The sequence below is a fragment of the Paenibacillus planticolens genome (assembly GCF_013141725.1).
GTDB lineage: Bacteria > Bacillota > Bacilli > Paenibacillales > NBRC-103111 > Paenibacillus_E > Paenibacillus_E planticolens.
The window spans coordinates 22,509-48,896 of record NZ_WHNZ01000019.1; the positions used below are offsets into that span (position 1 = coordinate 22,509).

Genomic DNA, 26,388 nt, shown 5'->3' on the forward strand with positions numbered 1-26,388 from the left:
AAAATGTCAAGTCTTTTTTTCCTCCGAGATGAATAAAATTTAAACTTATAACGTATAATGTTTGAATTTTAGGAAACTCTAACAGGATGGGAAGAAATATTTGGAAAGTCTTATTGATTACAGGGAAAAATCTTCATCCATACAGTCGCTTAATTCGGACGGGCTCCATAACGGAGGCGTCCTGAGTGTACGTCGGTCGAAGTTTTTCTTCTTCTTTTTATTTATTGAGTAGAGTTGAGGGGTGAATGAAAGTTGGCGGGACATCTTGTTCAATTTGGACGACGTAAACGCAGGACTTATGCACGAATTAATGAGGTGCTGGGCATTCCAAACCTGATTGAAATCCAGCAAAAATCGTATGAGTGGTTTTTGGAAGAAGGATTACGTGAGATGTTTCAGGATATCTCTCCAATTCAGGATTTTACAGGCAACCTAGTACTGGAATTTATTGACTATAGCTTAGGCGATCCTAAGTATTCGGTCGATGAATCCAAAGAACGCGACGTAACCTATGCGGCGCCGTTAAGAGTCAAAGTCCGTTTGATTAATAAGGAAACCGGAGAGGTCAAGGAACAAGAAGTGTTCATGGGGGATTTCCCTATTATGACCGATACGGGAACGTTCATTATTAACGGTGCGGAGCGTGTAATCGTCTCCCAGCTCGTTCGTTCCCCCAGTGTTTATTATAGCACGAAAGTGGATAAAAACGGCAAAAAAACTTACACGGCAACGGTCATTCCGAACCGTGGAGCTTGGTTGGAGCTTGAAACCGATGCGAAGGATATTATCTATGTCCGTATCGATCGCACGCGCAAAATTCCAGTAACGGTACTGCTTCGTTCATTAGGGTTTGGCACGGATGCAGAGATTTTGGATTTGCTCGGTGATAACGAATATATTCGTAATACGCTCGATAAAGATAACACGGATTCTACGGAAAAAGCGTTGATCGAAATCTATGAGCGTCTTCGTCCGGGCGAACCGCCTACGCTTGATAATGCAAGAAGCTTAATCGTTGCTCGTTTCTTTGATCCGAAGCGTTATGATTTGGCTAACGTAGGCCGTTACAAAATCAATAAGAAATTACACATTAAAAATAGATTGTTCAATCAGCGTCTGGCGGAAACTTTGGTGGATTCCGAAACGGGAGAAATCATCGCGGAAGCAGGACAACTGCTGGATCGTCGCGTGTTGGACGAAATCCTTCCTTTTATCGAAAAAGGAGCAGGCTACAAAGAGTTCTCCATTCCGAAAGGTGTAACTGGCGCGGATACGATCCCTGTTCAGTGCATTAACGTGTACTCGCCGACAGAAGAAGGCAAGGTTGTTAAAGTAATCTCTAACGGGGTTATCGACAAACAAGTGAAGAACATCACGCCTGCCGATATCATTTCATCCATCAACTATTTCATCAATTTGCTGCATGGCATTGGGAATACGGATGATATTGACCACTTAGGTAACCGTAGACTTCGTTCTGTTGGTGAATTGCTGCAAAACCAATTCCGTATCGGTCTGTCCCGTATGGAACGTGTTGTTCGTGAGCGTATGTCCATTCAAGATGCGAATGTCATTACGCCACAAGCTTTAATCAACATTCGTCCTGTTATCGCGTCGATCAAAGAGTTCTTCGGAAGCTCGCAGCTTTCTCAATTTATGGACCAAACGAATCCGCTTGCTGAATTGACGCACAAAAGACGTCTATCCGCACTCGGACCCGGCGGTTTGACGAGAGAGCGCGCAGGGATGGAAGTTCGTGACGTCCATCACTCTCACTATGGCCGTATGTGCCCAATTGAGACTCCAGAGGGACCGAACATTGGTTTGATCAACTCCTTGTCTACGTTTGCCCGTATTAATGAGTATGGCTTCATTGAAGCACCGTACCGTTGGGTAGATCCGAAGTCGGGAACTGTTACTGACCAAATCGCTTACCTGACTGCGGATGAAGAAGATAACTATGTAATCGCGCAAGCGAATGCCGAGTTGACGGATGACAATAAATTCGTTGATTCAGCGATTATCGTGCGTTACAAAGATGATAACTTAACGCTGCCGGTTGAACGTGTCGACTACATGGACGTTTCTCCGAAGCAAGTTGTTTCCGTAGCGACCGCTTTAATTCCGTTCCTTGAAAACGATGACTCCAACCGTGCATTGATGGGATCCAACATGCAGCGTCAAGCTGTACCTCTTTTGATTCCAAAAGCGCCTCTAGTAGGTACAGGTATGGAGCACAAAGTCGCGAAGGACTCGGGAGTATGTATTGTATCCAAATTTGATGGAATTATTGAGAAAGCTGCTGCGAATGAAATTTGGCTGCGTCGCCAGGAAATGGTTGACGGCAAATTGGTCAGCGGCAATATCGTCAAATATAAGCTTCACAAATTCATGCGTTCCAACCAAGGTACGTGCATTAATCAACGTCCGATTGTGAAAAAGGGCCAAATGATTAAGGCGGGCGATATTCTTGCTGATGGACCATCGACAGAGCAAGGCGAATTGGCTTTGGGCCGCAACGTTGTCGTAGCCTTCATGACTTGGGAAGGGTACAACTACGAGGATGCGATCTTGTTAAGCCAAAAGCTTGTGAAAGAAGATGTGTACACGTCCATTCACATTGAGGAATATGAGTCCGAAGCACGTGATACGAAGCTTGGACCTGAAGAAATTACACGCGACATCCCGAACGTTGGGGAAGATGCGTTGAAAAATCTTGACGAGCGCGGAATCATCCGTGTCGGTGCCGAAATCGGCGCTGGCGACATCCTCGTAGGTAAAGTAACGCCTAAGGGTGTGACTGAGCTTACAGCGGAAGAAAGATTGCTGCACGCGATCTTCGGGGAGAAAGCTCGTGAAGTTCGTGATACGTCCCTTCGCGTACCGCACGGTACGGACGGTATTGTTGTCGATGTAAAAGTATTTACCCGTGAGAACGGCGATGAGCTGCCTCCTGGTGTGAACCAACTCGTTCGTGTCTATATCGCACAAAAACGGAAAATTTCCGAAGGCGATAAAATGGCGGGACGTCACGGTAACAAAGGGGTCGTTGCACGTATTCTTCCTGAAGAAGATATGCCTTTCCTTCCGGATGGAACTCCGGTTGAGGTTGTCTTGAATCCACTAGGGGTTCCTTCACGGATGAATATCGGTCAAGTGCTTGAAGTTCACTTAGGTATGGCTTCCAAGTACCTCGGTATCCACGCGGCTACGCCTGTATTCGACGGAGCGCGCGAGTATGACGTGTTCGATGCGATGGAAGAAGCCGGCATGCAGCGCAGCGGTAAAACGATTCTGTACGATGGACGTACAGGGGAATCTTTCGAGCGCGAAGTTACGGTTGGCGTCATGTACATGATCAAACTGGCGCACATGGTTGACGATAAAATCCATGCCCGTTCCACAGGACCTTACTCCCTTGTTACTCAGCAGCCGCTGGGTGGTAAAGCGCAGTTCGGTGGTCAGCGATTCGGGGAGATGGAGGTATGGGCGCTTGAGGCTTATGGTGCCGCCTATACACTGCAAGAGATTCTTACTGTGAAGTCCGATGACGTCGTAGGCCGTGTGAAAACATACGAGTCCATTGTAAAAGGCGAGAATGTTCCAGAACCAGGTGTTCCGGAGTCATTCAAAGTTTTGATCAAAGAGCTTCAAAGTTTGGGTATGGACGTCAAAATCCTTTCCGGCGACGAAGAAGAGATCGAAATGCGTGAAGCCGATGATGACGACGAAGTCACCAGTGATAAATTAAACCTAAATTTAGAGGGCTCTGAATTAGGGGTCAACGAATAGAGAACACCACATTAGATCGAGATCGATTCACTGCATAGTGGGTTTAAATTCTTAAAGGAGGGTTGCTCCTTGATGGACGTTAACAACTTCGAGTTTATGAAAATCGGTTTGGCATCACCCGATAAAATTCGCTCTTGGTCCCGTGGGGAAGTAAAGAAGCCGGAAACGATTAACTACAGAACTTTAAAACCTGAGAAAGAAGGTCTTTTCTGCGAAAAGATCTTCGGACCAACCAAAGATTGGGAATGTCATTGCGGTAAGTACAAACGCGTCCGTTACAAGGGCGTCGTTTGTGACCGCTGTGGCGTTGAAGTAACTCGCCAGAAAGTACGTCGTGAGCGTATGGGACACATTGAGCTTGCAGCTCCTGTATCGCATATCTGGTACTTTAAAGGCATTCCAAGCCGCATGGGTCTTGCTTTAGATATGTCTCCAAGATCCTTGGAGGAAATTATCTACTTCGCGTCCTATGTGGTAACCGATCCAGGGGATACACCTTTGGAGAAGAAACAGCTTCTTTCCGAAAAAGAATACCGCAGCTACCGCGAGAAGTATGGCTACGCGTTCCAAGCGGGCATGGGTGCTGAGGCAGTGAAAAAGCTTCTGATCGATATCGATATCGAACGTGAAGTCGATACGCTCAAAGAAGAATTGAAAACAGCGCAAGGTCAACGCCGTAATCGTGCGATCAAGCGTTTGGAAGTTATGGAAGCATTCCGTAACTCGAAGAACTTGCCGGGTTGGATGATTCTGGATGTACTTCCGGTTATCCCACCGGAACTTCGTCCGATGGTTCAACTGGACGGCGGGCGCTTCGCGACCTCCGACTTGAATGATCTTTATCGCCGGGTTATCAACCGTAACAACCGTCTCAAAAGGTTGCTCGACCTGGGCGCTCCGGACATTATCGTTCAAAATGAGAAGCGCATGCTGCAAGAAGCAGTAGATGCTCTTATCGATAACGGCCGCCGCGGCCGTCCGGTAACAGGACCTGGTAACCGTCCGTTGAAATCCCTCAGCCATATGCTGAAAGGTAAACAAGGACGTTTCCGTCAAAACTTGCTCGGTAAACGTGTTGACTATTCCGGTCGTTCCGTTATCGTAGTAGGACCTCACCTGAAGATGTACCAATGTGGTCTTCCGAAGGAAATGGCGCTTGAATTGTTCAAGCCTTTCGTAATGAAAGAGCTTGTAAATAAAGGTTTGGCTCACAACATCAAAAGCGCGAAACGTAAAGTCGAGCGCGTAAGTCCGGATGTTTGGGATGTTCTCGAAGAAGTTATTAAGGAGCACCCGGTTCTTCTGAACCGTGCCCCCACGCTGCACAGACTCGGGATTCAGGCGTTCGAGCCGATTCTCGTGGAAGGCCGTGCCATCAAGCTGCATCCTCTCGTATGTACAGCCTACAACGCTGACTTCGACGGTGACCAGATGGCTGTCCACGTTCCTTTGTCATCTGAAGCGCAAGCAGAAGCTCGTTTATTGATGCTGGCATCAGGTAACATCTTGAACCCGAAAGACGGCAAGCCGGTTGTTACGCCTTCACAGGATATGGTTCTGGGAAGTTTCTATTTAACAACGGACAATAAATTTGCTAAAGGTGCTGGTTCTATCATTAGAACAGTACACGAAGCAGTATCTTCCTATCAATCGGGCAAAATGGCCTTGCACGCACGTGTTGCTATTCCAGCCAAAGCGTTGAATAAAACCAGCTTTACTGAGAAACAACAAAATGCCATGTTGATTACAACGATCGGTAAAATCATTATGAACGAAATCTATCCTAGCGATTTCCCATTCATCAATGAACCGACCAAAACGAACTTGCTGAATGGTATTCCGGATGCTCACTTTGTGTTTGATAAAGGTGCAGATCTAAGAGCCATTATGCTTGAGCGTCCTGAGAACAAAGCGGTAGGTAAAGAATACCTCGGCTCCATCATTGCTGAGTGCTTCCGTAAATACCACACGACGCAAACGTCGATGATCCTTGATAGAATCAAAGAGCTTGGATTTACGTACTCCACCAAAGCGGGTATTACCGTTGCTGTCTCCGATGTTGTGGTTCCGACTGAAAAAGCAGGAATCCTCAAAGAGTGTGAAGAGAAAGTACGAGTAGTTACGAACCAATACCGCCGCGGTTTGATTACGGATGAAGAGCGTTATGACCGTGTCATTGCGATCTGGAGTAAAGCGAAGGATGAAATCACAGATATTCTGATGAAATCCCTTGATAAGTATAACTCCATCTCGATGATGGTTGAGTCCAAAGCACGGGGTAACAAATCTCAGATTACACAGCTTGGCGGTATGCGTGGTTTGATGGCGAATCCATCCGGTAAAATTATGGAGTTGCCGATTAAATCGAACTTCCGTGAAGGTTTAACGATCTTGGAATACTTTATCTCCACGCACGGTGCGCGTAAAGGTCTTGCCGATACAGCGCTTCGTACAGCTGACTCCGGTTACTTGACTCGTCGTCTCGTAGACGTAGCACAGGATGTTATCGTTCGTGAGGACGATTGCGGTACGGACAAAGGCTTCATGGTTAGCAAAATCCAAGATGGTAAAGAGGTTATCGAAGATCTCTATGACCGTATTGAAGGACGCTATGCTTATGAGACACTTCGTCATCCAAAAACAGGTGAAGTCATTGTTCAACGCAATGAACTCATCGAGTCCGGGATAGCTGATACGATTATTGAAGCAGGCATCGAAAAACTGCAAATTCGTTCAGTACTGAGCTGTCGTACGGATCATGGTGTTTGTAAGAAATGTTACGGACGCAACTTGGCGACTGGCCAATTCGTTGAGATTGGTGAGGCTGTAGGTATCATCGCCGCTCAATCCATCGGTGAGCCAGGAACACAGTTGACGATGCGTACGTTCCATACCGGTGGTGTTGCCGGAGACGATATTACGCAAGGTTTGCCGCGTATTCAAGAGCTCTTCGAAGCTCGGAATCCGAAAGGTCAAGCGATCATTTCCGAGATTGACGGTGTCGTCAAAGAAATTCGCGAGGCGAAAGATCGTCGTGAAATCGAAGTCCAAGGTGAAGCGGAATCCAAGGTATATGCAGTTCCATATGGTTCCCGTGTACGTGTATCCCTGAACCAACAAGTAGAGGCCGGAGACGAGCTGACAGACGGGTCCATCGATCCGAAAGAAATGCTTCGCATCAAAGGTATCCGCGGCGTGCAGAACTACATTCTGCAAGAGGTTCAACGTGTTTACCGTAACCAAGGGGTAGAAATTAACGATAAGCATATTGAAGTTATGGTTCGTCAAATGTTGCGGAAAATCCGCATCGTTGATGCTGGAGATACGACGCTGCTGCCAGGCTCATTCGTAGACATTCATGAATATGAAGCAGCCAACAAAGTAGCCTTGTTCGCCGGCAATGAGCCAGCTGTAGCAAGACCAATCTTGCTCGGTATCACCAAAGCGTCCCTTGAGACAGATTCCTTCCTGTCCGCGGCGTCCTTCCAAGAGACAACTCGTGTCTTGACGGATGCAGCGATCAAAGGCAAGGTCGACCAATTGCTCGGTCTGAAGGAGAACGTTATTATCGGTAAACTCATTCCTGCAGGAACGGGTATGCCTCGTTACCGGAACATCCGTATTACGGACCCTAACGAAGTGCTCGTGCAAGATGAGGATCTCGAAAAAGAAACTGTAGCCGTAGAATAACGTCTATATAAATCTAAGAGGGATAGCCATTTGAGCTGTCCCTCTTGGTTTTTCTTATGAAACTATGATTATGTTAAAAAAGGCAAGAAGATCTTCCTTGACACTGGAATCCCAAAATGCTAATATATCGTAGTGTGCCTAAGTTGATATTCTTTCCTTTCTTTGAAGGGGGTGCCTTATGTCTTATGATAAAGTCAAACAGGCGAAGAATATAAGTGTAGGGACGAAGAAGGTAACTAAGACAGTCGAGCAAGATAAAGCTGTTGAAGTGTTTGTTTCTAAAGATGCAGATCCGCGATTGACGATAAAGCTGGTAGCTCTCTGTAACCAAAAGGGTGTGCCAATAACCTATGTAGATTCTATGAAGATGCTAGGTAAAGCATGTGGAATTGAAGTTGGAGCTGCGGTAGCAGCTGTTGTAAATGAATAAACGCTTAAGACGTTTTTGTTAGTGGGATGGCGTACATAAGTTTTCATAACTTTTGCAGCTGCCCGTGGCAAAGACTTTCTCTTTGCTCATTTATGACTCGCCTGGATCTGTGGGCTTGCAAAAAGTCTATCATGTTATGAATTTAGGGAGGAGGTGGCGATATGCCAACAATTAATCAACTAGTACGTAAAGGTCGTCAAGCGAAGGTGGATAAGTCTAAATCACCAGCTTTGCAAAAAGGTTTTAACGCTTTGAAAAGAGAGGCAACGGATTTGAGTGCACCTCAAAAACGTGGTGTCTGCACTCGTGTAGGTACAATGACTCCTAAGAAGCCTAACTCCGCACTTCGTAAATATGCTCGTGTTCGTTTGACGAACCGTGTAGAGGTGACTGCATACATTCCAGGTATCGGTCACAACCTGCAAGAGCACAGCGTTGTATTGATCCGTGGAGGAAGAATTAAAGATCTTCCAGGGGTACGTTATCACATCGTGCGTGGCGCGCTGGATACTTCCGGTGTTAACAACCGTAAGCAATCCCGTTCCAAATACGGTACTAAACGTCCGAAAGTAAAAAAATAAGAAATAATAATCAGGGATGATTCTTATAAGAAAGGGGGATAACTATGCCTCGTAAAGGTCCAGTTACTCGCAGAGACGTATTGCCAGATCCGATTTATAATAGCAAACTTGTTACTCGTCTTATCAATCGTATTATGATCGATGGAAAAAGAGGGGTAGCACAGTCCATTCTATATAACGCTTTTAACCTCGTGAAAGATCGTACAGGTAAAGAGCCGATGGAAGTGTTCGAAGCTGCTATCAAAAACATTATGCCAGTTCTTGAAGTTAAAGCTCGCCGCGTAGGTGGAGCGAACTATCAAGTTCCAATCGAAGTAAAACCAGAGCGTCGTACGACACTTGGTTTGCGTTGGTTGGTCAACTATTCCCGTCTTCGCGGTGAGAAGACGATGGAAGAAAGATTGGCTTATGAAATTATCGATGCTAGCAATAGCACAGGTTCTTCCGTTAAGAAACGTGAAGATACACACAAGATGGCCGAAGCTAACAAAGCGTTCGCTCACTATCGTTGGTAGAATAATAAAACAGATTATAGAAAGGAGACATAACGACTTATGGCTAGAGAGTACTCCTTGAATAATACACGTAATATCGGGATCATGGCACATATTGATGCTGGTAAAACAACTACCACTGAGCGTATCTTGTTCTATACAGGCCGTGTACACAAAATCGGTGAAGTCCACGAAGGTGGAGCAACGATGGACTGGATGGAACAAGAGCAAGAGCGCGGAATCACAATTACTTCCGCTGCTACAACTGCTCACTGGGATGGTCACCGTATCAACGTTATTGATACCCCGGGACACGTTGACTTTACCGTTGAGGTAGAGCGTTCCCTTCGTGTATTGGATGGAGCAGTTGGTGTATTTAGCGCGAAAGAAGGCGTTGAGCCTCAATCCGAAACAGTTTGGAGACAAGCTGATAAATACAATGTTCCTCGTATTGCTTACGTTAACAAAATGGATATCATCGGTGCAGATTTCTTGCAAGTTGTTGAATCCATGCGTTTGAAATTAGGTGCAAATGCTGTTGCTATTCAACTTCCGATTGGTGCTGAGAATGAATTCAAAGGCATCATCGATTTGGTTGAAGAAGTGGCGTATATGTACAAAGACGATCTTGGTAAGGATATCGAGAAAATCGAAATTCCTGCTGAGTTCAAAGATAAAGTCGCAGAGCTCCGTTTGGAATTGGTAGAAAAAGTTGCTGAGCTTGATGAAGAGCTTACAATGAAATACCTTGAAGGCGAAGAATTGACTGTTGACGAAATCAAAGCAGCACTGCGTAAAGGTGTCTGCGAAGTTAAGATCTTCCCAGTTATCTGCGGATCTTCTTACAGAAACAAAGGTGTTCAATTGATGTTGGATGCAGTTATTAACTACCTGCCATCCCCACTTGATGTACCTGATATTAAAGGTGTTCTTGACGATGGAACTGAAGTGGTTCGTAAGTCTGCTGATGATCAACCGTTCTCAGCGCTTGCATTCAAAATCATGACGGATCCTTTCGTTGGTCGTCTTACTTTCTTCCGTGTGTACTCTGGTACCTTGAACTCCGGTTCCTACGTTGTTAACGCAACGAAAGGCAAACGTGAGCGTGTTGGCCGTATTCTTCAAATGCATGCGAACAGCCGTCAAGAAATCAGCATCGTATATGCAGGTGATATCGCTGCGGCAGTTGGATTGAAAGATACAACAACTGGCGATACACTTTGTGATGAGAAGCACCCAGTTATCCTTGAGTCCATGAACTTCCCTGAACCGGTTATTCAGCTTGCTGTTGAGCCGAAGACGAAAGCGGACCAAGATAAAATGGGTATCGCATTGCAAAAGCTTGCTGAAGAAGATCCTACTTTCCGTGCTTCAACAGACGAAGAAACAGGACAAACGATCATTGCAGGTATGGGTGAGCTTCACCTTGAGATCCTCGTTGACCGTATGCTTCGCGAGTTCAAAGTAGAAACAAACGTAGGTAAACCGCAGGTTGCTTATCGTGAAACATTCCGCGCGGCAGCTAAAGTTGAAGGTAAATTCGTTCGTCAATCCGGTGGCCGTGGTCAATACGGACATTGTTGGGTTGAGTTCGAACCTCAAGAAGCTGGAGCAGGTTTCGTTTTCGAAAGCAAAGTAGTGGGCGGATCTATTCCAAGAGAATACATCGCACCTATTCAAGCTGGTATCGAAGAATCCATGAAAAACGGTGTAATCGCAGGATTCCCGCTCGTGGATATCAAAGCTACTGTTGTTGATGGATCTTACCATGATGTTGACTCCAATGAAATGGCGTTCAAAATCGCGGGATCCATGGCACTTAAAGCTGCAAAAGAAAAATGTAAACCGGTTCTTCTTGAGCCAATCATGAAGGTTGAAGTTACTGTACCTGAAGAGTACATGGGCGATGTTATGGGTGACCTTAACTCCCGTCGTGGACGTATCGAAGGTATGGATAACCGTCATGGCGCGCAAATCATCCGTGCTAAGGTACCTCTTTCCGAAATGTTTGGTTACTCCACAACACTTCGTTCGAGAACACAAGGCCGTGGTGTTTACTCCATGGAACTTTCGCATTATGAAGAAGTACCTAAGTCCATTGCAGAAGAAATTATTGCAAAAGGCAAAGGCGCTTAATATAAAACTAATAGTCACTCTAAGGAGGAATCGTTTAAAATGGCAAAGGCTAAATTTGAACGTAATAAACCGCATGTTAACATCGGTACTATCGGTCACGTTGACCATGGTAAAACAACTTTGACAGCTGCTATCACAACTGTATTGTCCAAAAGATACGGTGGAGCTGCAGTAGCTTTCGACCAAATCGATAAAGCACCAGAAGAGCGCGAGCGCGGTATCACAATCTCCACAGCTCACGTTGAGTACGAAACACCTAACCGTCACTACGCACACGTTGACTGCCCAGGTCACGCCGACTATGTTAAAAACATGATCACTGGTGCTGCTCAAATGGACGGAGCGATCCTGGTTGTATCCGCAGCTGATGGCCCTATGCCACAAACTCGCGAGCACATCCTTCTTTCCCGTCAAGTAGGCGTACCTTACATCGTAGTATTCCTTAACAAATGTGACATGGTTGAAGACGAAGAGTTGCTTGAATTGGTTGAGATGGAAGTTCGCGACCTTCTTAACGAATATGAGTTCCCAGGCGATGATACTCCAATCATCCGCGGTGCAGCTCGTGAAGCTCTTCAAAACCCAGATGGCGCATGGGCTGACAAAATTGTTGAGTTGTTCGAACAAGTTGACACTTACATCCCAACTCCTGAGCGTCAAACAGACAAACCGTTCCTTATGCCAGTTGAGGATGTATTCTCAATCACTGGTCGTGGAACAGTTGCTACAGGTCGTGTTGAGCGTGGAACTGTTAAAGTTCAAGAAGAAGTTGAAATCGTTGGTATCGCTGAAGAAACTCGCAAATGCGTTGTAACAGGCGTAGAGATGTTCCGTAAATTGCTTGACTCCGCTCAAGCTGGCGACAACATCGGTGCTCTTCTTCGTGGTGTTGACCGTAAAGATATCGAGCGTGGACAAGTACTTGCGAAACCAGGTTCAGTTAAACCACACACGAACTTCACAGCTCAAATCTACGTTCTAACTAAAGAAGAGGGTGGCCGTCACAAGCCTTTCTTCACTGGTTACCGCCCACAGTTCTACTTCCGTACAACTGACGTAACAGGTATCATCAACCTTCCAGAAGGTACTGAAATGGTTATGCCAGGCGATAACATCACAGTTACAGTTGAACTAATCAACCCAATCGCAATCGAAGAAGGAACACGCTTCGCGATTCGTGAAGGCGGACGTACTGTTGGTGCGGGCGCGGTTGCTACAATTCAAAAGTAATCCCTTTATATAGAAGAAACACTCATCGTTTAGGCGATGGGTGTTTTTTTATGCAAATGCCTAAAATTTCGCTTGCATTTAGTTTCGGAATTTTATATAATATAAAACGTTGGTCTGTGACGTTGCGATGATGTGAAAGGTTGCCGACACACCTGGCCCCTTTGCCATGGGGATGGATGTCGGAGAATTTTCACGGAGTATGTCCGATACTAAATTGGGCGATAGAAGGAGGGACTTATATGGCAAAGCAAAAAATTCGTATCCGTTTGAAAGCTTATGATCACAGAATCATTGATCAATCAGCTGAGAAAATCGTGGAAACTGCCAAGCGTTCCGGTGCAGGTGTATCCGGTCCGATTCCGCTTCCGACAGAGAAGCAAATCATCACGATTCTTCGTGCGGTACACAAGTACAAGGATTCGCGTGAGCAATTCGAAATGCGTACGCATAAGCGTCTTATCGATATTGTGAATCCAACACCACAAACAGTTGATGCTCTAATGCGTTTGGACTTACCGTCTGGCGTAGACATTGAGATCAAACTGTAAAACAACTATAGAATGAACGTTTAGGAAGGAAATGAGGTGTCAACGATGAAAGGTATCTTAGGAAAAAAACTAGGGATGACTCAGTTGTTTACTCCGGAGGGTAATGTAGTTCCGGTAACTGTCATTCAAGCGGGACCATGTGTGGTTCTTCAAAAGAAAGATGTGGATAACGACGGTTATGAGTCAATCCAAATCGGTTTTGATGATGTTAAAGCTAGCAGAATCATTAAACCAGAGCTTGGCCATGCGAAAAAAGCAGGGGCAACGCCTAAGCGCTACGTTAAAGAAATTCGCGGCATTCAGTTGGGTGACTATGAAGTTGGCCAAGAACTGAAAGCAGATCTGTTCACAGAGGGCGAATTCGTTGATGTAACGGGTACTTCCAAAGGTAAAGGTTTCCAAGGTAACATCAAAAGACATAACCAGTCAACAGGCCCTATGGCTCACGGCTCCCGTTACCACCGCGGACCAGGTTCGATGGGTTCCATTCAAGCGAACCGCGTTCCAAAAGGTAAAAAGTTGCCAGGACATATGGGTAACGAGACTGTAACATTGCAAAATCTTCAAATTATTAAAGTAGATGCTGAGCGTAATGTGTTGCTAGTTAAAGGTTCCATTCCGGGTCCTAAAAACAGCTACGTTAGCGTGAAGTCTGCTGTTAAAAAGTAGGAAAGGAGGAAGACAGATGCCAAAAGTAGCTTTATATAATGTAACAGGTGCTCAGGTAGGAGAAGTTGAACTGTCTGACGTTGTTTTCGGAATTGAGCCTCACGTTCATGCGATTCACGAAGCTGTTCTTTTGCAACAAGCGGCTGTGCGTCAAGGAACTCACAAAACAAAAGGTCGTTCGGAAGTTCGCGGCGGCGGTCGTAAACCTTGGAAACAAAAAGGAACTGGCCGTGCTCGTCAAGGTAGTATTCGTGCTCCACAGTGGAAAGGCGGCGGTACCGTATTCGGACCAACTCCTCGCAGCTATGGTTTCAAATTGCCTAGAAAAGTTCGTCGCTTAGCGATCAAATCCGCTTTGTCCTCGAAAGTTCTTGATAACAACTTGATCGTATTGGATCAACTTCAATTGAATGCTCCTAAAACGAAAGAATTTGTAGCAATCTTGAACAACCTGAAAGCTGATCGCAAAGTATTGGTTGTAGGCGTTGATAACGACTCCAACGTAGCTTTGTCTGCTCGTAACATCCCAGGTGTGAAATTCGTTGCTGCTGATGGCGTAAATGTTCGTGATGTCATGTTGTATGACAAATTGATCATTACGCAAGAAGCTGTACAGAAAGTTGAGGAGGTGCTTGCACAATGAAAAATCCACGCGACATTATCAAGCGCCCGATCATCACTGAGCGTACAAGCGACCTAATGGCTAACAAAAAGTATGTTTTCGAAGTGGATCTTCGCGCTAACAAAACAGAAATTAAACAAGCTATCGAAGCAATCTTCAAAGTAAAAGTTACAAATGTAAACACACTCAGAATGCCAGCTAAGCCAAAACGTTATGGTCGTCACTCCGGCTACACTTCCATCTGGAAGAAAGCTATCGTGTCCCTAAGCGCAGAAAGCAAAGAATTGGAATTCTTTGAATCGGTATAAACCATTTCTTAAAGTAAGGAGGAAATCAGAGTGCCAATTAAAAAATATAAACCAACCTCACCAGCTCGTCGTGCGATGTCGGTTTCTACTTTTGAAGAAATCACAACATCAACACCGGAGAAATCGTTGCTTGCTCCTCTGTTCAAGCATGCTGGTCGTAATAACCAAGGTAAAATTACAGTTCGTCACCATGGCGGCGGACACAAACGTAAATACCGGATTATTGACTTCAGACGCAATAAAGATGGAATACCAGGACGCGTTGCTACAATTGAGTACGATCCTAACCGTTCCGCAAACATCGCATTGATTCATTATGCTGATGGTGAGAAAAGATACATCATCGCTCCTAAAGGCCTTAAAGTGGACGATCGCATCGTATCCGGACCACAATCCGATATCAAAGTAGGTAACGCTCTTCCATTGGAAAACATTCCAGTTGGTACAGTTATCCACAACATTGAGTTGAAACCTGGTAAAGGTGCACAACTAGTGCGCGCTGCTGGTACTGAAGCTCAACTTCTTGGTAAAGAAGAAACTTATGTAACGATTCGCCTTTCCTCTGGTGAAGTTCGTAAAGTTCTTAAAGTTTGCCGCGCAACAATCGGTTCTGTTGGTAACGAAGATCACGAGCTCGTGAAAATCGGTAAAGCAGGACGTAATCGTTGGAAAGGCAATCGTCCTCAAGTTCGTGGGGTTGTAATGAACCCGAATGATCACCCACACGGTGGTGGTGAAGGACGCGCACCAATCGGACGTAAATCACCTATGTCTCCATGGGGTAAACCGACGCTTGGTTTCAAAACTCGTAAAAAAGGTAAAGCATCCGATAAATACATTGTACGTCGTCGTACGAAGTAATCTAGGATATATGAATTTTCTTGAGGTTCAAGGAAGGGAGGAACACCCATGGGTCGCAGCTTAAAGAAAGGTCCATTTATCGATGGATACTTACTGAAAAAAGTAGAAGACTTGAACACATCCAGCAAAAAACTGGTTATCAAAACGTGGTCCCGTCGTTCTACGATTTACCCGCAATTCGTTGGTCACACTTTCGGAGTGTACGATGGAAGAAAACACGTGCCTGTATACGTAACGGAAGATATGGTTGGACATAAGCTTGGTGAATTTGCTCCAACACGTACTTACAAAGGTCACGATGACGATAAGAAAACCGGTAAACGCTAATTTCAATTTTTAACCGAGAGGAGGTACTACCATGCAAGCTAAAGCAATATTGAACCACGCTCGGATTGCTCCTCGTAAAGCAAAGCTAGTTGTTGACTTGATTCGGGGAAAAGCGGTAGGTGAAGCGATCGCGATTCTGCGTCATACGCCTAAAGCAGCTTCTCCAATCCTGGAGAAACTTCTAAACTCCGCAATTGCCAATGCAGAGCATAACTACTCATTAGATCCTAATAAGCTAGTGGTTTCTGAGACGTTTGTTAACCAAGGACCGACAATGAAAAGGTTCCAACAACGTGCAATGGGCCGCGCTAGCGCGATCAAAAAACGTACCAGCCACATTACAATCGTGGTATCTGAGAAATAAGGAGGGATAACGTGTGGGTCAGAAAGTCAACCCGGTAGGCCTAAGAATTGGTATTATTCGTGATTGGGAGTCCAAATGGTTCGCAGAGAAAGATTTCGGAACTCTGTTGCTTGAAGACGTCAAAATCCGCGAATACTTAAAAAATAAACTTAAAGATTCTGCAGTTTCCCATATCGACATCGAGCGCGCGGCTAACCGTGTGAACGTTACGATTCATACTGCAAAACCAGGAATGGTTATTGGTAAAGGCGGAGCTGAAGTAGAAGTAATTCGCAACTACATCGCTGGCTTGTCCAATAAAAAAGTTCACATCAACATTTCTGAAATCAAAAGCCCTGACCTTGATGCTATCCTAGTAGCTGAAGCAGTTGCACTTCAATTGGAGCGTCGTGTTTCTTTCCGTCGTGCAATGAAACAAGCTATGCAAAGAACAATGAGATCCGGTGCAAAAGGTATCAAAGTAGCAACTAGCGGACGTCTTGGCGGTGCTGAGATCGCTCGTACGGAAGGATATAGCGAAGGAACTGTTCCACTTCATACGCTTCGTGCTGATATCGACTACGGTACTGCAGAAGCACACACTACTTACGGACGTATTGGTGTAAAAGTATGGATCTATCGTGGAGAAGTGCTTCCGCCAGCTAAGAAAAAGGCTCAGCCGGAAGGAGGAAATTAAATCATGTTAGTACCTAAACGTGTAAAACACCGCAAAGAACACCGCGGTAGCATGAAAGGTCGCGCTAAAGGCGGAACGGAAGTAGCTTTTGGCGAATATGGTCTGCAAGCGGTAGAACCGGCTTGGGTAACCAACCGTCAAATCGAAGCAGCACGTATTGCCATGACACGTTATATCAAACGTGGCGGTAAAGTTTGGATTAAAATTTTCCCAGCTAAACCAGTTACACAAAAGCCGCTTGAAGTTCGTATGGGTAGTGGTAAAGGTAACGTGGAGAAATGGGTTTCCGTAGTAAAACCGGGCAAAATTTTGTTTGAACTCGCTGGTGTTAGTGAAGAGGTCGCTCGTGAAGCGATGCGTCTTGCTGCTCACAAGCTTCCAATCAAAACGAAGTTCGTGAAAAGAGAAGAAGTAGGCGGTGAAGCAAATGAAGGGTAGTGAATTCCGGAACTTAACCACTGCTGAAATCGAGCAAAAAGTTAATGGTTTTAAAGAAGAACTTTTCAACCTCCGTTTTCAACTAGCTACTGGTCAATTGGACAACCCGACTCAAATTCGTGATTTGCGTAAAGAGATCGCTCGTGCCAAAACTATTTTGCGTGAAAGAGAATTGGGGATTGGCTAACCAAATCTAGAAGGGAGGGTTCCTTAGATGGCTGAACGTAACGATCGTAAAGTTCTGATCGGTAAAGTTGTCAGTGATAAAATGGATAAAACCATTGTTGTTGCTGTTGAAACTTACAAAAAACATGATCTCTATCACAAGAGAATCAAATATACGAAAAAGTTTAAAGCGCATGACGAAAACAACCAAGCTAAAATCGGTGACACTGTGAAAATCAGTGAAACTAGACCATTATCCAAAGATAAAAGCTGGAGACTGGTTGAAATTACTGAAGTTGGCGTTGTTATCTAATAATCGAGACATGAACCCCGAAAGGAGGGAATACGATGATTCAACCATTTACTCGTTTGGCTGTCGCTGACAACTCAGGTGCGAAACAATTAATGTGTATCCGCGTTTTGGGTGGTACTGGTCGTCGCGTTGGTCACATTGGTGATTTGATCGTCTGTTCAGTAAAAGAAGCAACACCAGGTGGCGTTGTCAAAAAAGGTGACGTTGTTAAAGCAGTTATCGTTCGTACGAAGAGCGGTGCTCGCCGTAAAGACGGATCATATATCTCATTTGATGAGAATGCGGCTGTTATCGTGAAAGAAGATAAAAGTCCACGTGGTACACGTATCTTTGGACCAGTTGCACGCGAACTTCGTGACAGAGACTTCATGAAGATCGTATCCTTGGCTCCAGAAGTTATCTAAGAACAGTTAGTCTGTTTTCCTTACGGGAAACCTCAGGAGGTGTAGAAGCTAATGCCAAGAACTAAAAAGAGACTAGAATCTCATAACAATAAACTGCACGTGAAAAAAGACGATACGGTTTTTGTAATCACTGGTAAAGACAAAGGTAAGAAGGGCCGTGTAATCGCTGCTTACCCTCGTCAAAACCGTGTACTGGTTGAAGGTGTAAACATGGTTAAGAAACATGCGAAACCATCCCAACAAAACCCGCAAGGCGGTATCTTGAATCAAGAAGCTGCAATCCACGTTTCTAACGTGATGCTGATTGATCCTAAGAGCGGCAAACCTACTCGCGTAGGATACAAAGTATTGGATAACGGAACGAAAGTTCGCATCGCGAAAAAATCCGGCGAAGTTATCGACTAATACAAACAAGCATGGAAAGGAGGCAATTGAGTCATGGCAGTAAGAATGAAAGATCGTTATTTGAACGAAATTACTCCAGCGTTAATTCAAAAGTTTAACTACTCAACAGTAATGCAAGTTCCTAAAATCGAGAAAATCGTTATCAACATGGGTGTTGGTGAGGCTGTATCGAATTCCAAAGTTCTTGACACTGCAGTAGAAGATCTTCAAAAAATCGCTGGTCAAAAACCAGTTGTAACTAGATCCAAAAAAGCAATCGCGGGTTTCAAACTTCGTGAGAATATGCCAATCGGTGTGAAGGTAACACTTCGCGGCGAGCGCATGTATCATTTCTTGGATAAACTCTTCAACGTATCACTTCCACGTGTACGTGACTTCCGTGGTATTTCCAACAAGGCTTTTGACGGCCGTGGAAACTACACGCTTGGTTTGAAAGAGCAACTCATTTTCCCTGAAATTGAGTATGATAAGGTTGATAAAGTTCGTGGTATGGATATCGTTATCGTAACAACGGCTAAGTCCGACGAGGAAGCTCGCGAGCTTTTAACACAACTCGGAGCGCCTTTCGTTAAATAGGTTCCAGGTCGTACCTATCAGGAGGTGTTATATTAAGTGGCAAAAACTTCGATGAAAGTCAAACAACAACGTACCCCGAAGTTTAAAGTGCAAGCATACACACGTTGTGAGCGCTGCGGACGTCCGCATTCAGTGCTTCGCAAGTTCAAAATTTGTCGGATTTGTTTCCGCGAATTAGCACACAAAGGTCAGATTCCAGGCGTGAAAAAAGCAAGCTGGTAATCACCCTATTTTCGGGAAGGAGGTTTACACAAATGGTCATGTCAGATCCAATTGCAGATATGCTAACTCGCATTCGTAATGCGAATATCGTACGTCATGAAACAGTTGAAATCCCTGCATCAAAAGTGAAAAGGGAAATCGCTGAAATCCTCAAAAAAGAAGGATTTATCCGTGATGCTGAGTACGTTGAAGATAGCAAACAAGGTATCATTCGTTTGTTCCTGAAATACGGTTCAAACAATGAGCGTGTTATCTCCGGTTTGAAGAGAATCTCCAAACCAGGACTACGCGTTTATACGAAATCACAAGAAATCCCTCGTGTATTGGGCGGATTAGGGATTGCCATCATCTCCACATCTAAAGGAGTTATGACGGATAAAGATGCTCGTCAATCCAAAGCTGGCGGAGAGGTTATCTGCTACGTTTGGTAATACAATTGTAATTGAATGGAGGTGCAAACATGTCTCGTATTGGTCGCAAACCAATCACCATTCCAAGTGGTGTAAATGTAACACTAGAGGATACTCAAATCACGGTTAAAGGCCCTAAAGGTTCTTTGTCCCGTGAACTTCATAAAGATATGAAAGTAAGTGTTCTAGAAAACGAGATTTCCGTTGAGCGTCCTTCCGACAACAAGCTCCACCGTGCTTTGCATGGTACAACACGTAGTGTTGTTGCCAACATGGTAAGTGGTGTAACGGAAGGCTTTGCGAAATCTTTGGATCTAGTAGGCGTAGGTTACCGTGCTAACAAAAGCGGTGACAAACTGGTTCTCAACGTTGGGTACTCCCACCCAGTTGAAATCACTCCTGAGAGCGGTATTGAGTTCGAAGTTCCTTCGAACACAAAAATTATCGTTCGCGGAATCGATAAAGAACGCGTTGGCGCTATGGCAGCTAAAGTTCGTTCCGTACGCGAGCCTGAGCCGTATAAAGGTAAAGGTATCAAGTATGAAGGCGAGCGTATTCTTCGTAAAGAAGGTAAAGCTGGTAAGAAGAAATAAGATCGTTAGATCGCGGGTAATAGCTAAGAGCTTTCGAGAGAAAGCTTGCTATCTAAGCGTAAGCCTCGCATCATAAGTGATGAAAGGAGTGTAAGTATAGATGATTACTAAAGGCGATAAAAACAAAGCACGTTTGAAAAGACACCTTCGCGTTCGTAAGAAAATTGAAGGTACAACTGCTCGCCCACGTTTGAACATTTTCCGTTCTTCCAAACACATGTATGCTCAATTGATTGATGACACTACTGGTGTTACAATCGTTTCTGCATCTACACAAGATAAAGATCTGAAAAGCGAACTCGGCAACGGCGGTAACGTTGAAGCTGCTCGTAAAGTTGGCGCATTGATCGCAGCACGTGCGAAAGAGAAAGGTGTAGACCAAGTGGTATTTGACCGCGGTGGCTACCTCTATCATGGACGTGTTCAGGCATTGGCTGACGCAGCTCGTGAAGCTGGACTAGAATTCTAGGAAAAACATATATAAGGAGGTAAAAGACTTGCGTGTAGATCCTAATACTTTAGAGCTAACAGAAAAAGTCGTTAATATTAATCGCGTAGCTAAAGTAGTAAAAGGCGGACGTCGTTTCAGCTTCAGCGCACTTGTTGTCGTTGGCGATGGCAATGGCTGGGTTGGCGCAGGAATCGGTAAAGCTTCCGAAGTTCCTGATGCAATCCGTAAAGGTATTGAAGATGCGAAAAAGAACTTGATTCATGTTCCAATCGTAGGCACTTCGATTCCTCACCTTGTAACTGGTAAGTTTGGTGCAGGACGTGTTCTGTTGAAGCCAGCTTCCCAAGGTACAGGAGTTATCGCAGGCGGACCAGTTCGTGCAGTACTTGAGCTTGCTGGTATCGGCGATATCTTGACAAAATCCCTTGGTTCATCGAACTCTATGAACATGGTTAACGCAACGCTTGAAGGCTTGAGCCGCTTGAAAAAAGCGGAAGAAGTTGCAAAGCTTCGCGGAAAAACTGTTCAAGAGTTACTAGGTTAGGAGGGGTAAACATGGCGAAACAATTACAAATTACCCTAAAACGCAGCCTGATTGGCCGTCCTGAAACGCAACGTGTTACTGTGAAAACTCTTGGTCTGCGCAAGCTGCACCAAACGGTTCTTCACCAAGACAACGCAGCAATCAGAGGTATGGTTAATCAAGTGAGTCATTTGGTAGAAGTTAAAGAAATCGAAGCATAATAGCACGATATTAAGATCTAGAGGAGGTGTGCAACGATGAAGTTACATGAGCTTAGTTCTGCTACTGGCGCTCGTCAAACTCGTAAACGTGTTGGACGTGGAACAAGTAGTGGTATGGGTAAAACATCAACTCGCGGACACAAAGGTCAAAACGCACGTTCCGGTGGAGGCGTTCGCCCTGGATTCGAGGGTGGACAAAACCCGTTATACCGTCGTTTACCTAAACGTGGTTTCACGAACCGTTTCCGTACGGAGTACGCAATCGTGAACCTTGAAGATTTGAACAACTTCGCAGCTGGTACTGAAGTAACTCCAGAAGTATTGATGGAGTCAGGTATTGTTAAAGCTCCTAAAGATGGCATCAAGATTTTAGGAAACGGTGAAATCACAGTAAAATTAACCGTTAAAGCGAATAAGTTCTCTCAATCAGCGATTGAGAAAATCCAAGCTGCCGGCGGTCAAACCGAGGTGATTTAATGTTCAGTACCATAGCCAACATCTTCAAGGTAGAGGATTTACGTAGAAGGATTGTATTCACACTGATCTTGTTAATCGTCTACCGTTTAGGTGCGTTTATTCCCGTACCTAACATAAACACAGATGTTCTTAAACTTCAAGACCAAGCGAATCAGAGCGATGTCTTTGGTTTGCTTAACACGTTTTCCGGCGGTGCGCTCTTCCAATTCTCCATCTTCGCGATGGGAATTATGCCTTACATCACAGCTTCTATCATCGTTCAGCTTTTGTCCATGGATGTAGTCCCGCGCTTTGCGCAATGGGCCAAAGAAGGGGATGTTGGTAGAAAGAAGATGACGCAAGTTACTCGGTACGGAACGATCATCTTAGGTATTGTGCAAGCATTTGGTCTTTCAATTGGGTTTAACCGTTTATACAGCGGGCTCGTAATTGATCCAGGTTTCACAACATTTGCTTTGATCGCTATCGTTCTGACAGCTGGTACAGCTTTCTTGATGTGGCTCGGGGAGCAAATCACTGAATTTGGAATTGGCAACGGTATTTCCATTATCATCTTTGCAGGTATCGTCGCGGCGATTCCTACAAGCATTCAGCAAATTTACAAATCACTGTTTGCGACCGAAGGAGCTTTGTTCCTGAATATCGTGAAACTAATCATTATTGCTTTGGTTGTTATTCTGATTATTGCCGGTGTCATCTTTGTACAGCAAGGGGTTCGTAAGATCCCTGTACAATATGCCAAACGGGTAGTTGGACGTAAAATGTATGGTGGTCAAACTACGCACATTCCACTTAAAGTGAATGCTGCTGGTGTAATCCCAGTTATCTTTGCACTTTCGTTATTGATGTTCCCTCCAACCATTGCAAGCTATTGGAGAGGTAATGTCGTTGCAGAATGGATTATTAATAACCTGAGTATTAACCAAACTGCACCGTTGGCGATTGTCCTATATGTACTGTTGATTATCGGATTCACATACTTTTATACCTTCGTACAAATCAATCCAGTTCAAATGGCTGATCAGATGAAGAAAAATGGCGGCTACATACCGGGGATCAGACCTGGTAAAACAACTTCTGTTTATCTGACTCGTGTAATGACTAGAATTACTCTTTCTGGAGCTCTGTTTCTATCGGCAATCTCGATTCTTCCAATGTTGTTCGGAGGTCTCGCAGGCTTGCCAAGTTCGGTTCGGATCGGTGGTACATCTTTACTTATCGTAGTAGGCGTTGGTCTTGAAACGATGAAACAAATCGAGAGCCAATTGATTAAACGTCATTACAAAGGTTTTATCAATAAATAGCAAATAGGTTCCGATGGGGCAATTTTTTGCGACATCGGCACCTATTGTGCTGTTCGTAATGCCGAGTGCGATGGGAGGTTTTAAAGTTGAACGTAATTTTTATGGGGCCTCCTGGTGCAGGCAAAGGTACGCAAGCAGAGAAAATCGTAAGTGAATTTCAAATTCCTCATATCTCGACTGGAGATGCGTTTCGCTTGGCGATGAGCCAAGGAACACCGCTTGGTGTTGAAGCCAAAGGTTATGTGGATAAGGGGCTTCTTGTTCCTGATGAAATCACGAATGGTATTGTGAGAGAGCGTCTTGCTCAACCGGACTGCGATAAAGGTTTTTTGCTTGACGGGTTCCCGAGAACTGTTGCTCAGGCAGATGCTTTAGCTGAAATTGTAGATTCCTTAGGCAAGAAGATTGAACTGGTTATCAATCTTTCCGTTGATCGCAGCTTCTTGCTTGCTCGACTAACCGGCCGAAGAATTTGTAAATCCTGTGGTGCTACGTATCATGTAATCTTCAACCCACCAAAGCAAGATGGCGTATGCGATAAATGTTCAGGTGAGTTGTACCAACGGTCTGATGATACGGAAGAAAAAGTCGGAACGCGTTTGGATGAGTACATCAATAAAACCGCTCCGCTGCTGGATTACTACCAAAAGAGGGAATTATTGCGTGAGGTTAACGGAGAACAAGACATTCATGCGGTAACCGAACAAATTAGCTCACTGCTACGAGGTCTAGCGTAATGATCATTTGTAAGTCCGAGGTTGAACTAGACCTAATGCGAGAAGCTGGGCGTATCGTAGCCGAAACGCACCGCTTACTGGCAAGGGCAATTCGTCCGAACATTACAACGAAAGAACTTGATCAGATCGCGGAGGAATACATTCGCAGTCAGGGAGCGATTCCATCTTTCAAAGGTTATAACGGTTTTCCTGGAAGCATTTGTGCTTCAGTCAACGAAGAATTAGTTCATGGTATTCCTGGTCCAAGAAAGCTGGTTGAGGGCGATATTATCTCTGTTGATATTGGCGCTCAGTATAAAGGTTATCATGGAGATTCTGCTTGGACATATCCTGTCGGTGAAATTTCTGAAACGGCCAAACGTTTGTTAGCCGTGACCGAACAATCACTGTATCGAGGCATAGCAGAAGCTAAACCGGATGCTAGACTCTACACGTTGTCGCATGCAATCCAAACTTGTATTGAAGACGCAGGCTTCTCCGTGGTTATAGAGTATGTCGGTCACGGTATCGGAACGGATCTTCACGAAGAACCCCAAATTCCGAATTACGGTGTGCCTGACAAAGGTCCTCGTCTCAAACCAGGCATGGTCCTAGCCATTGAACCCATGGTGGTCGTTGGCGAAAGATTTGTCCAAACACTCAAAGACGATTGGACTGTCGTCACTGCGGATAAGACATTATGTGCTCACTTTGAACATACGGTTGCCATTACGGCTGCTGGTTATGAAATATTAACCTTGCCTAGATCGTAGGTGATGATGAGTGGATAGGTTGATGCCGAAGGTGGGTCAAATCGTAAAGGTGCTTCGCGGCAGAGATCCCGGAGAATACGCGGTCGTGATTGGTATTGTCGATGATCGCTTTGTCTGGCTTGCAGACGGTGTGCATCGGAAATTCGATCAGCCGAAGAAGAAGAACCTGAATCATCTTCAATTACAAGAAACGATTAGCAGTGAAGTGGAGTCAAGCATTAGGGAAACAGGCCGTGTTACTAATGGAAAGTTGCGCTTCGCAATTGCCAAATTCGTTGAACTTATGCAAGATGAAGCACAAGAGAAAGGAGAATGACTGTGGCCAAAGAAGATGTAATTGAAGTAGAAGGTACAGTGATTGAACCTCTTCCGAATGCAATGTTTAAGGTTGAATTGGAAAATGGTCATAAAATCCTAGCCCATGTATCCGGTAAAATCAGAATGCACTTTATCCGCATTTTGCCTGGAGACAAGGTTACCGTAGAATTATCGCCTTACGATTTAACGAGAGGCCGTATAACCTACCGTTTTAAATAAATGTTCGGCTTACATGTAAGTTACTCTCTCAAGGCGTATGCTTACGAAGCAAGTTTTCTAACAGAAAACGCAACATGGTTGCTTACGATGATAAGGAGGGCTTAAAAATGAAAGTTAGACCATCGGTTAAACCGATTTGCGAGAAATGCAAAGTTATTCGCCGTAAAGGTAACGTTATGGTAATTTGCGAAAACCCTAAGCACAAACAAAAACAAGGTTAAAAGGAGGTGCAATCTGTAGATGGCACGTTTAGCTGGAGTTGACTTACCTCGTGACAAACGAGTTGTAATCGCGTTGACTTACATTTTCGGTATCGGCACTACAACTGCTCAGAAAATTATCGCTTCCACAGGTATCGACGCTAGTACTCGCGTTCGCGACCTTACGGAAGATGAAGTGAGCAAAATCCGTGATGTAATTGACAAAACCCTTAAAGTAGAAGGCGACCTTCGCCGTGAAATTTCCCTAAACATCAAACGTCTAATCGAAATCGGATCCTACCGTGGTCTTCGTCACCGCCGTGGTCTTCCTGTTCGTGGACAACGTACTAAAACTAATGCTCGTACACGTAAAGGTCCTCGTCGTACGGTAGCTAATAAGAAGAAATAATAAAGGGGGTTAGAGCTAATGGCAAAACCTAAAAAAGTCGTCCGTACGAAACGTCGTGACCGTAAAAATATTGAGTCCGGAGTAGCACATATCCGTTCAACATTTAACAATACGATCGTAACGATCACGGATCCTCATGGCAACGCAATTTCCTGGGCATCTTCAGGAAACCTTGGATTCAAAGGTTCCCGTAAAAGTACTCCTTTTGCGGCACAAATGGCAGCTGAAAAAGCAGCTAAAGCAGCTATGGAGCACGGTTTGAAAACTGTTGAAGTTATGGTTAAAGGTCCTGGTGCAGGCCGCGAAGCAGCAATCCGCTCTTTGCAAGCAGCAGGTCTTGAAGTAAACCTGATTAAAGACGTGACTCCGGTTCCTCACAATGGCTGCCGTCCTCCAAAACGTCGTCGCGTATAATTCGGATTACTTTGTAGTATAATTATCCTAAAAACGTGAATAATGGTTTGAAGGATAGGCATACTATGAAATTTTGAAACGAAGTATCCAGAGGGAAACGACGTATTGA

Annotated in this window: 36 protein-coding genes; all 36 read left to right on the plus strand. The window is 44.8% G+C overall.

Going from position 1 to position 26,388, the window contains the following annotated elements; translation table 11 throughout:
* Nucleotides 1-252: 252 nt before the first annotated feature.
* A complete protein-coding gene (rpoB, locus tag GC097_RS10995; protein ID WP_171683377.1) occupies nucleotides 253-3,792 on the plus strand; it encodes a DNA-directed RNA polymerase subunit beta in 3,540 nt (1,179 codons plus the stop codon).
* A 69-nt stretch (nucleotides 3,793-3,861) separates the two neighbouring features.
* On the plus strand, nucleotides 3,862-7,482 hold the full coding sequence (gene rpoC / locus GC097_RS11000; protein WP_171683378.1) for a DNA-directed RNA polymerase subunit beta': 3,621 nt from the start codon (nucleotides 3,862-3,864) through the stop codon (nucleotides 7,480-7,482).
* 178 nt (nucleotides 7,483-7,660) lie between these two features.
* Nucleotides 7,661-7,912: a ribosomal L7Ae/L30e/S12e/Gadd45 family protein gene (locus tag GC097_RS11005; RefSeq protein WP_171683379.1), complete on the plus strand. Its 252-nt coding sequence runs from the start codon at nucleotides 7,661-7,663 to the stop codon at nucleotides 7,910-7,912.
* A gap of 161 nt (nucleotides 7,913-8,073) precedes the next feature.
* Nucleotides 8,074-8,493, plus strand: coding sequence for a 30S ribosomal protein S12 (gene rpsL, locus GC097_RS11010; RefSeq protein WP_028557500.1), 420 nt, complete (start codon nucleotides 8,074-8,076; stop codon nucleotides 8,491-8,493).
* A 44-nt stretch (nucleotides 8,494-8,537) separates the two neighbouring features.
* Nucleotides 8,538-9,008 carry a 30S ribosomal protein S7 gene (rpsG, locus tag GC097_RS11015; protein ID WP_127457544.1) on the plus strand — a complete coding sequence of 157 codons (471 nt, stop codon included), beginning with the start codon at nucleotides 8,538-8,540 and terminating at the stop codon, nucleotides 9,006-9,008.
* Nucleotides 9,009-9,047: 39 nt separating this feature from the next.
* The gene (fusA, locus tag GC097_RS11020) at nucleotides 9,048-11,123 is read left to right on the plus strand and encodes an elongation factor G (protein ID WP_171683380.1); all 2,076 of its coding nucleotides are present in this window, start codon (nucleotides 9,048-9,050) and stop codon (nucleotides 11,121-11,123) included.
* Between the two features lie 39 nt (nucleotides 11,124-11,162).
* Nucleotides 11,163-12,353, plus strand: coding sequence for an elongation factor Tu (gene tuf, locus GC097_RS11025; RefSeq protein ID WP_145669490.1), 1,191 nt, complete (start codon nucleotides 11,163-11,165; stop codon nucleotides 12,351-12,353).
* 239 nt (nucleotides 12,354-12,592) lie between these two features.
* Complete coding sequence (rpsJ, locus tag GC097_RS11030) at nucleotides 12,593-12,901, plus strand: 30S ribosomal protein S10 (protein WP_028557496.1); 309 nt, start codon at nucleotides 12,593-12,595, stop codon at nucleotides 12,899-12,901.
* A gap of 45 nt (nucleotides 12,902-12,946) precedes the next feature.
* On the plus strand, nucleotides 12,947-13,570 hold the full coding sequence (rplC, locus tag GC097_RS11035) for a 50S ribosomal protein L3 (protein WP_029196463.1): 624 nt from the start codon (nucleotides 12,947-12,949) through the stop codon (nucleotides 13,568-13,570).
* A 16-nt stretch (nucleotides 13,571-13,586) separates the two neighbouring features.
* Nucleotides 13,587-14,213 (plus strand): 50S ribosomal protein L4, encoded by a 627-nt coding sequence (gene rplD, locus GC097_RS11040; protein WP_171683381.1) that lies wholly within the window; start codon nucleotides 13,587-13,589, stop codon nucleotides 14,211-14,213.
* Nucleotides 14,210-14,500 (plus strand): 50S ribosomal protein L23, encoded by a 291-nt coding sequence (rplW, locus tag GC097_RS11045; RefSeq protein WP_127457540.1) that lies wholly within the window; start codon nucleotides 14,210-14,212, stop codon nucleotides 14,498-14,500. Before rplD ends, rplW begins: the two co-directional genes overlap by 4 nt.
* Nucleotides 14,501-14,530: 30 nt before the next feature.
* Nucleotides 14,531-15,361 (plus strand): 50S ribosomal protein L2, encoded by an 831-nt coding sequence (gene rplB, locus GC097_RS11050; RefSeq protein ID WP_171683382.1) that lies wholly within the window; start codon nucleotides 14,531-14,533, stop codon nucleotides 15,359-15,361.
* 48 nt (nucleotides 15,362-15,409) lie between these two features.
* A complete protein-coding gene (rpsS, locus tag GC097_RS11055) occupies nucleotides 15,410-15,688 on the plus strand; it encodes a 30S ribosomal protein S19 (protein ID WP_029196461.1) in 279 nt (92 codons plus the stop codon).
* A 31-nt stretch (nucleotides 15,689-15,719) separates the two neighbouring features.
* Nucleotides 15,720-16,052 (plus strand): 50S ribosomal protein L22, encoded by a 333-nt coding sequence (gene rplV, locus GC097_RS11060; protein WP_028557490.1) that lies wholly within the window; start codon nucleotides 15,720-15,722, stop codon nucleotides 16,050-16,052.
* Between the two features lie 13 nt (nucleotides 16,053-16,065).
* Nucleotides 16,066-16,728 carry a 30S ribosomal protein S3 gene (gene rpsC / locus GC097_RS11065; protein ID WP_171683383.1) on the plus strand — a complete coding sequence of 221 codons (663 nt, stop codon included), beginning with the start codon at nucleotides 16,066-16,068 and terminating at the stop codon, nucleotides 16,726-16,728.
* Between the two features lie 3 nt (nucleotides 16,729-16,731).
* Nucleotides 16,732-17,166: a 50S ribosomal protein L16 gene (rplP, locus tag GC097_RS11070; protein ID WP_157326751.1), complete on the plus strand. Its 435-nt coding sequence runs from the start codon at nucleotides 16,732-16,734 to the stop codon at nucleotides 17,164-17,166.
* Nucleotides 17,156-17,353 (plus strand): 50S ribosomal protein L29, encoded by a 198-nt coding sequence (rpmC, locus tag GC097_RS11075; protein ID WP_028557487.1) that lies wholly within the window; start codon nucleotides 17,156-17,158, stop codon nucleotides 17,351-17,353. The genes rplP and rpmC overlap by 11 nt, the downstream gene beginning before the upstream one ends.
* A gap of 27 nt (nucleotides 17,354-17,380) precedes the next feature.
* On the plus strand, nucleotides 17,381-17,644 hold the full coding sequence (rpsQ, locus tag GC097_RS11080) for a 30S ribosomal protein S17 (protein ID WP_029196458.1): 264 nt from the start codon (nucleotides 17,381-17,383) through the stop codon (nucleotides 17,642-17,644).
* 35 nt (nucleotides 17,645-17,679) lie between these two features.
* Nucleotides 17,680-18,048 (plus strand): 50S ribosomal protein L14, encoded by a 369-nt coding sequence (gene rplN, locus GC097_RS11085; protein WP_028557485.1) that lies wholly within the window; start codon nucleotides 17,680-17,682, stop codon nucleotides 18,046-18,048.
* Between the two features lie 51 nt (nucleotides 18,049-18,099).
* Nucleotides 18,100-18,453, plus strand: coding sequence for a 50S ribosomal protein L24 (gene rplX, locus GC097_RS11090; protein WP_209856245.1), 354 nt, complete (start codon nucleotides 18,100-18,102; stop codon nucleotides 18,451-18,453).
* A gap of 33 nt (nucleotides 18,454-18,486) precedes the next feature.
* On the plus strand, nucleotides 18,487-19,029 hold the full coding sequence (gene rplE, locus GC097_RS11095; protein WP_171683384.1) for a 50S ribosomal protein L5: 543 nt from the start codon (nucleotides 18,487-18,489) through the stop codon (nucleotides 19,027-19,029).
* Between the two features lie 36 nt (nucleotides 19,030-19,065).
* Entirely contained in the window at nucleotides 19,066-19,251 is a 186-nt protein-coding gene (locus GC097_RS11100; RefSeq protein ID WP_029196455.1) for a type Z 30S ribosomal protein S14, read from the plus strand.
* Between the two features lie 32 nt (nucleotides 19,252-19,283).
* The gene (rpsH, locus tag GC097_RS11105; protein WP_029196454.1) at nucleotides 19,284-19,682 is read left to right on the plus strand and encodes a 30S ribosomal protein S8; all 399 of its coding nucleotides are present in this window, start codon (nucleotides 19,284-19,286) and stop codon (nucleotides 19,680-19,682) included.
* 29 nt (nucleotides 19,683-19,711) lie between these two features.
* The gene (gene rplF / locus GC097_RS11110) at nucleotides 19,712-20,254 is read left to right on the plus strand and encodes a 50S ribosomal protein L6 (protein WP_171683385.1); all 543 of its coding nucleotides are present in this window, start codon (nucleotides 19,712-19,714) and stop codon (nucleotides 20,252-20,254) included.
* Nucleotides 20,255-20,354: 100 nt separating this feature from the next.
* Nucleotides 20,355-20,723: a 50S ribosomal protein L18 gene (gene rplR, locus GC097_RS11115; protein ID WP_171683386.1), complete on the plus strand. Its 369-nt coding sequence runs from the start codon at nucleotides 20,355-20,357 to the stop codon at nucleotides 20,721-20,723.
* 28 nt (nucleotides 20,724-20,751) lie between these two features.
* Nucleotides 20,752-21,249, plus strand: coding sequence for a 30S ribosomal protein S5 (rpsE, locus tag GC097_RS11120; RefSeq protein ID WP_029196451.1), 498 nt, complete (start codon nucleotides 20,752-20,754; stop codon nucleotides 21,247-21,249).
* Between the two features lie 11 nt (nucleotides 21,250-21,260).
* On the plus strand, nucleotides 21,261-21,449 hold the full coding sequence (rpmD, locus tag GC097_RS11125) for a 50S ribosomal protein L30 (protein ID WP_079417994.1): 189 nt from the start codon (nucleotides 21,261-21,263) through the stop codon (nucleotides 21,447-21,449).
* A gap of 36 nt (nucleotides 21,450-21,485) precedes the next feature.
* Complete coding sequence (gene rplO, locus GC097_RS11130) at nucleotides 21,486-21,926, plus strand: 50S ribosomal protein L15 (protein WP_127457532.1); 441 nt, start codon at nucleotides 21,486-21,488, stop codon at nucleotides 21,924-21,926.
* A complete protein-coding gene (gene secY, locus GC097_RS11135; RefSeq protein WP_167067692.1) occupies nucleotides 21,926-23,230 on the plus strand; it encodes a preprotein translocase subunit SecY in 1,305 nt (434 codons plus the stop codon). The genes rplO and secY overlap by 1 nt, the downstream gene beginning before the upstream one ends.
* Before the next feature lie 86 nt (nucleotides 23,231-23,316).
* On the plus strand, nucleotides 23,317-23,967 hold the full coding sequence (locus GC097_RS11140; RefSeq protein ID WP_127457530.1) for an adenylate kinase: 651 nt from the start codon (nucleotides 23,317-23,319) through the stop codon (nucleotides 23,965-23,967).
* Complete coding sequence (gene map / locus GC097_RS11145; protein ID WP_171683387.1) at nucleotides 23,967-24,719, plus strand: type I methionyl aminopeptidase; 753 nt, start codon at nucleotides 23,967-23,969, stop codon at nucleotides 24,717-24,719. Before GC097_RS11140 ends, map begins: the two co-directional genes overlap by 1 nt.
* Before the next feature lie 22 nt (nucleotides 24,720-24,741).
* Entirely contained in the window at nucleotides 24,742-25,035 is a 294-nt protein-coding gene (locus GC097_RS11150; protein ID WP_171683399.1) for a KOW domain-containing RNA-binding protein, read from the plus strand.
* Between the two features lie 2 nt (nucleotides 25,036-25,037).
* A complete protein-coding gene (infA, locus tag GC097_RS11155) occupies nucleotides 25,038-25,256 on the plus strand; it encodes a translation initiation factor IF-1 (RefSeq protein WP_009676800.1) in 219 nt (72 codons plus the stop codon).
* Nucleotides 25,257-25,363: 107 nt separating this feature from the next.
* The gene (gene rpmJ / locus GC097_RS11160; RefSeq protein ID WP_003333770.1) at nucleotides 25,364-25,477 is read left to right on the plus strand and encodes a 50S ribosomal protein L36; all 114 of its coding nucleotides are present in this window, start codon (nucleotides 25,364-25,366) and stop codon (nucleotides 25,475-25,477) included.
* A gap of 19 nt (nucleotides 25,478-25,496) precedes the next feature.
* The gene (gene rpsM / locus GC097_RS11165; protein ID WP_028557471.1) at nucleotides 25,497-25,865 is read left to right on the plus strand and encodes a 30S ribosomal protein S13; all 369 of its coding nucleotides are present in this window, start codon (nucleotides 25,497-25,499) and stop codon (nucleotides 25,863-25,865) included.
* Between the two features lie 18 nt (nucleotides 25,866-25,883).
* Complete coding sequence (rpsK, locus tag GC097_RS11170; RefSeq protein ID WP_028557470.1) at nucleotides 25,884-26,279, plus strand: 30S ribosomal protein S11; 396 nt, start codon at nucleotides 25,884-25,886, stop codon at nucleotides 26,277-26,279.
* Nucleotides 26,280-26,388 lie beyond the last annotated feature (109 nt).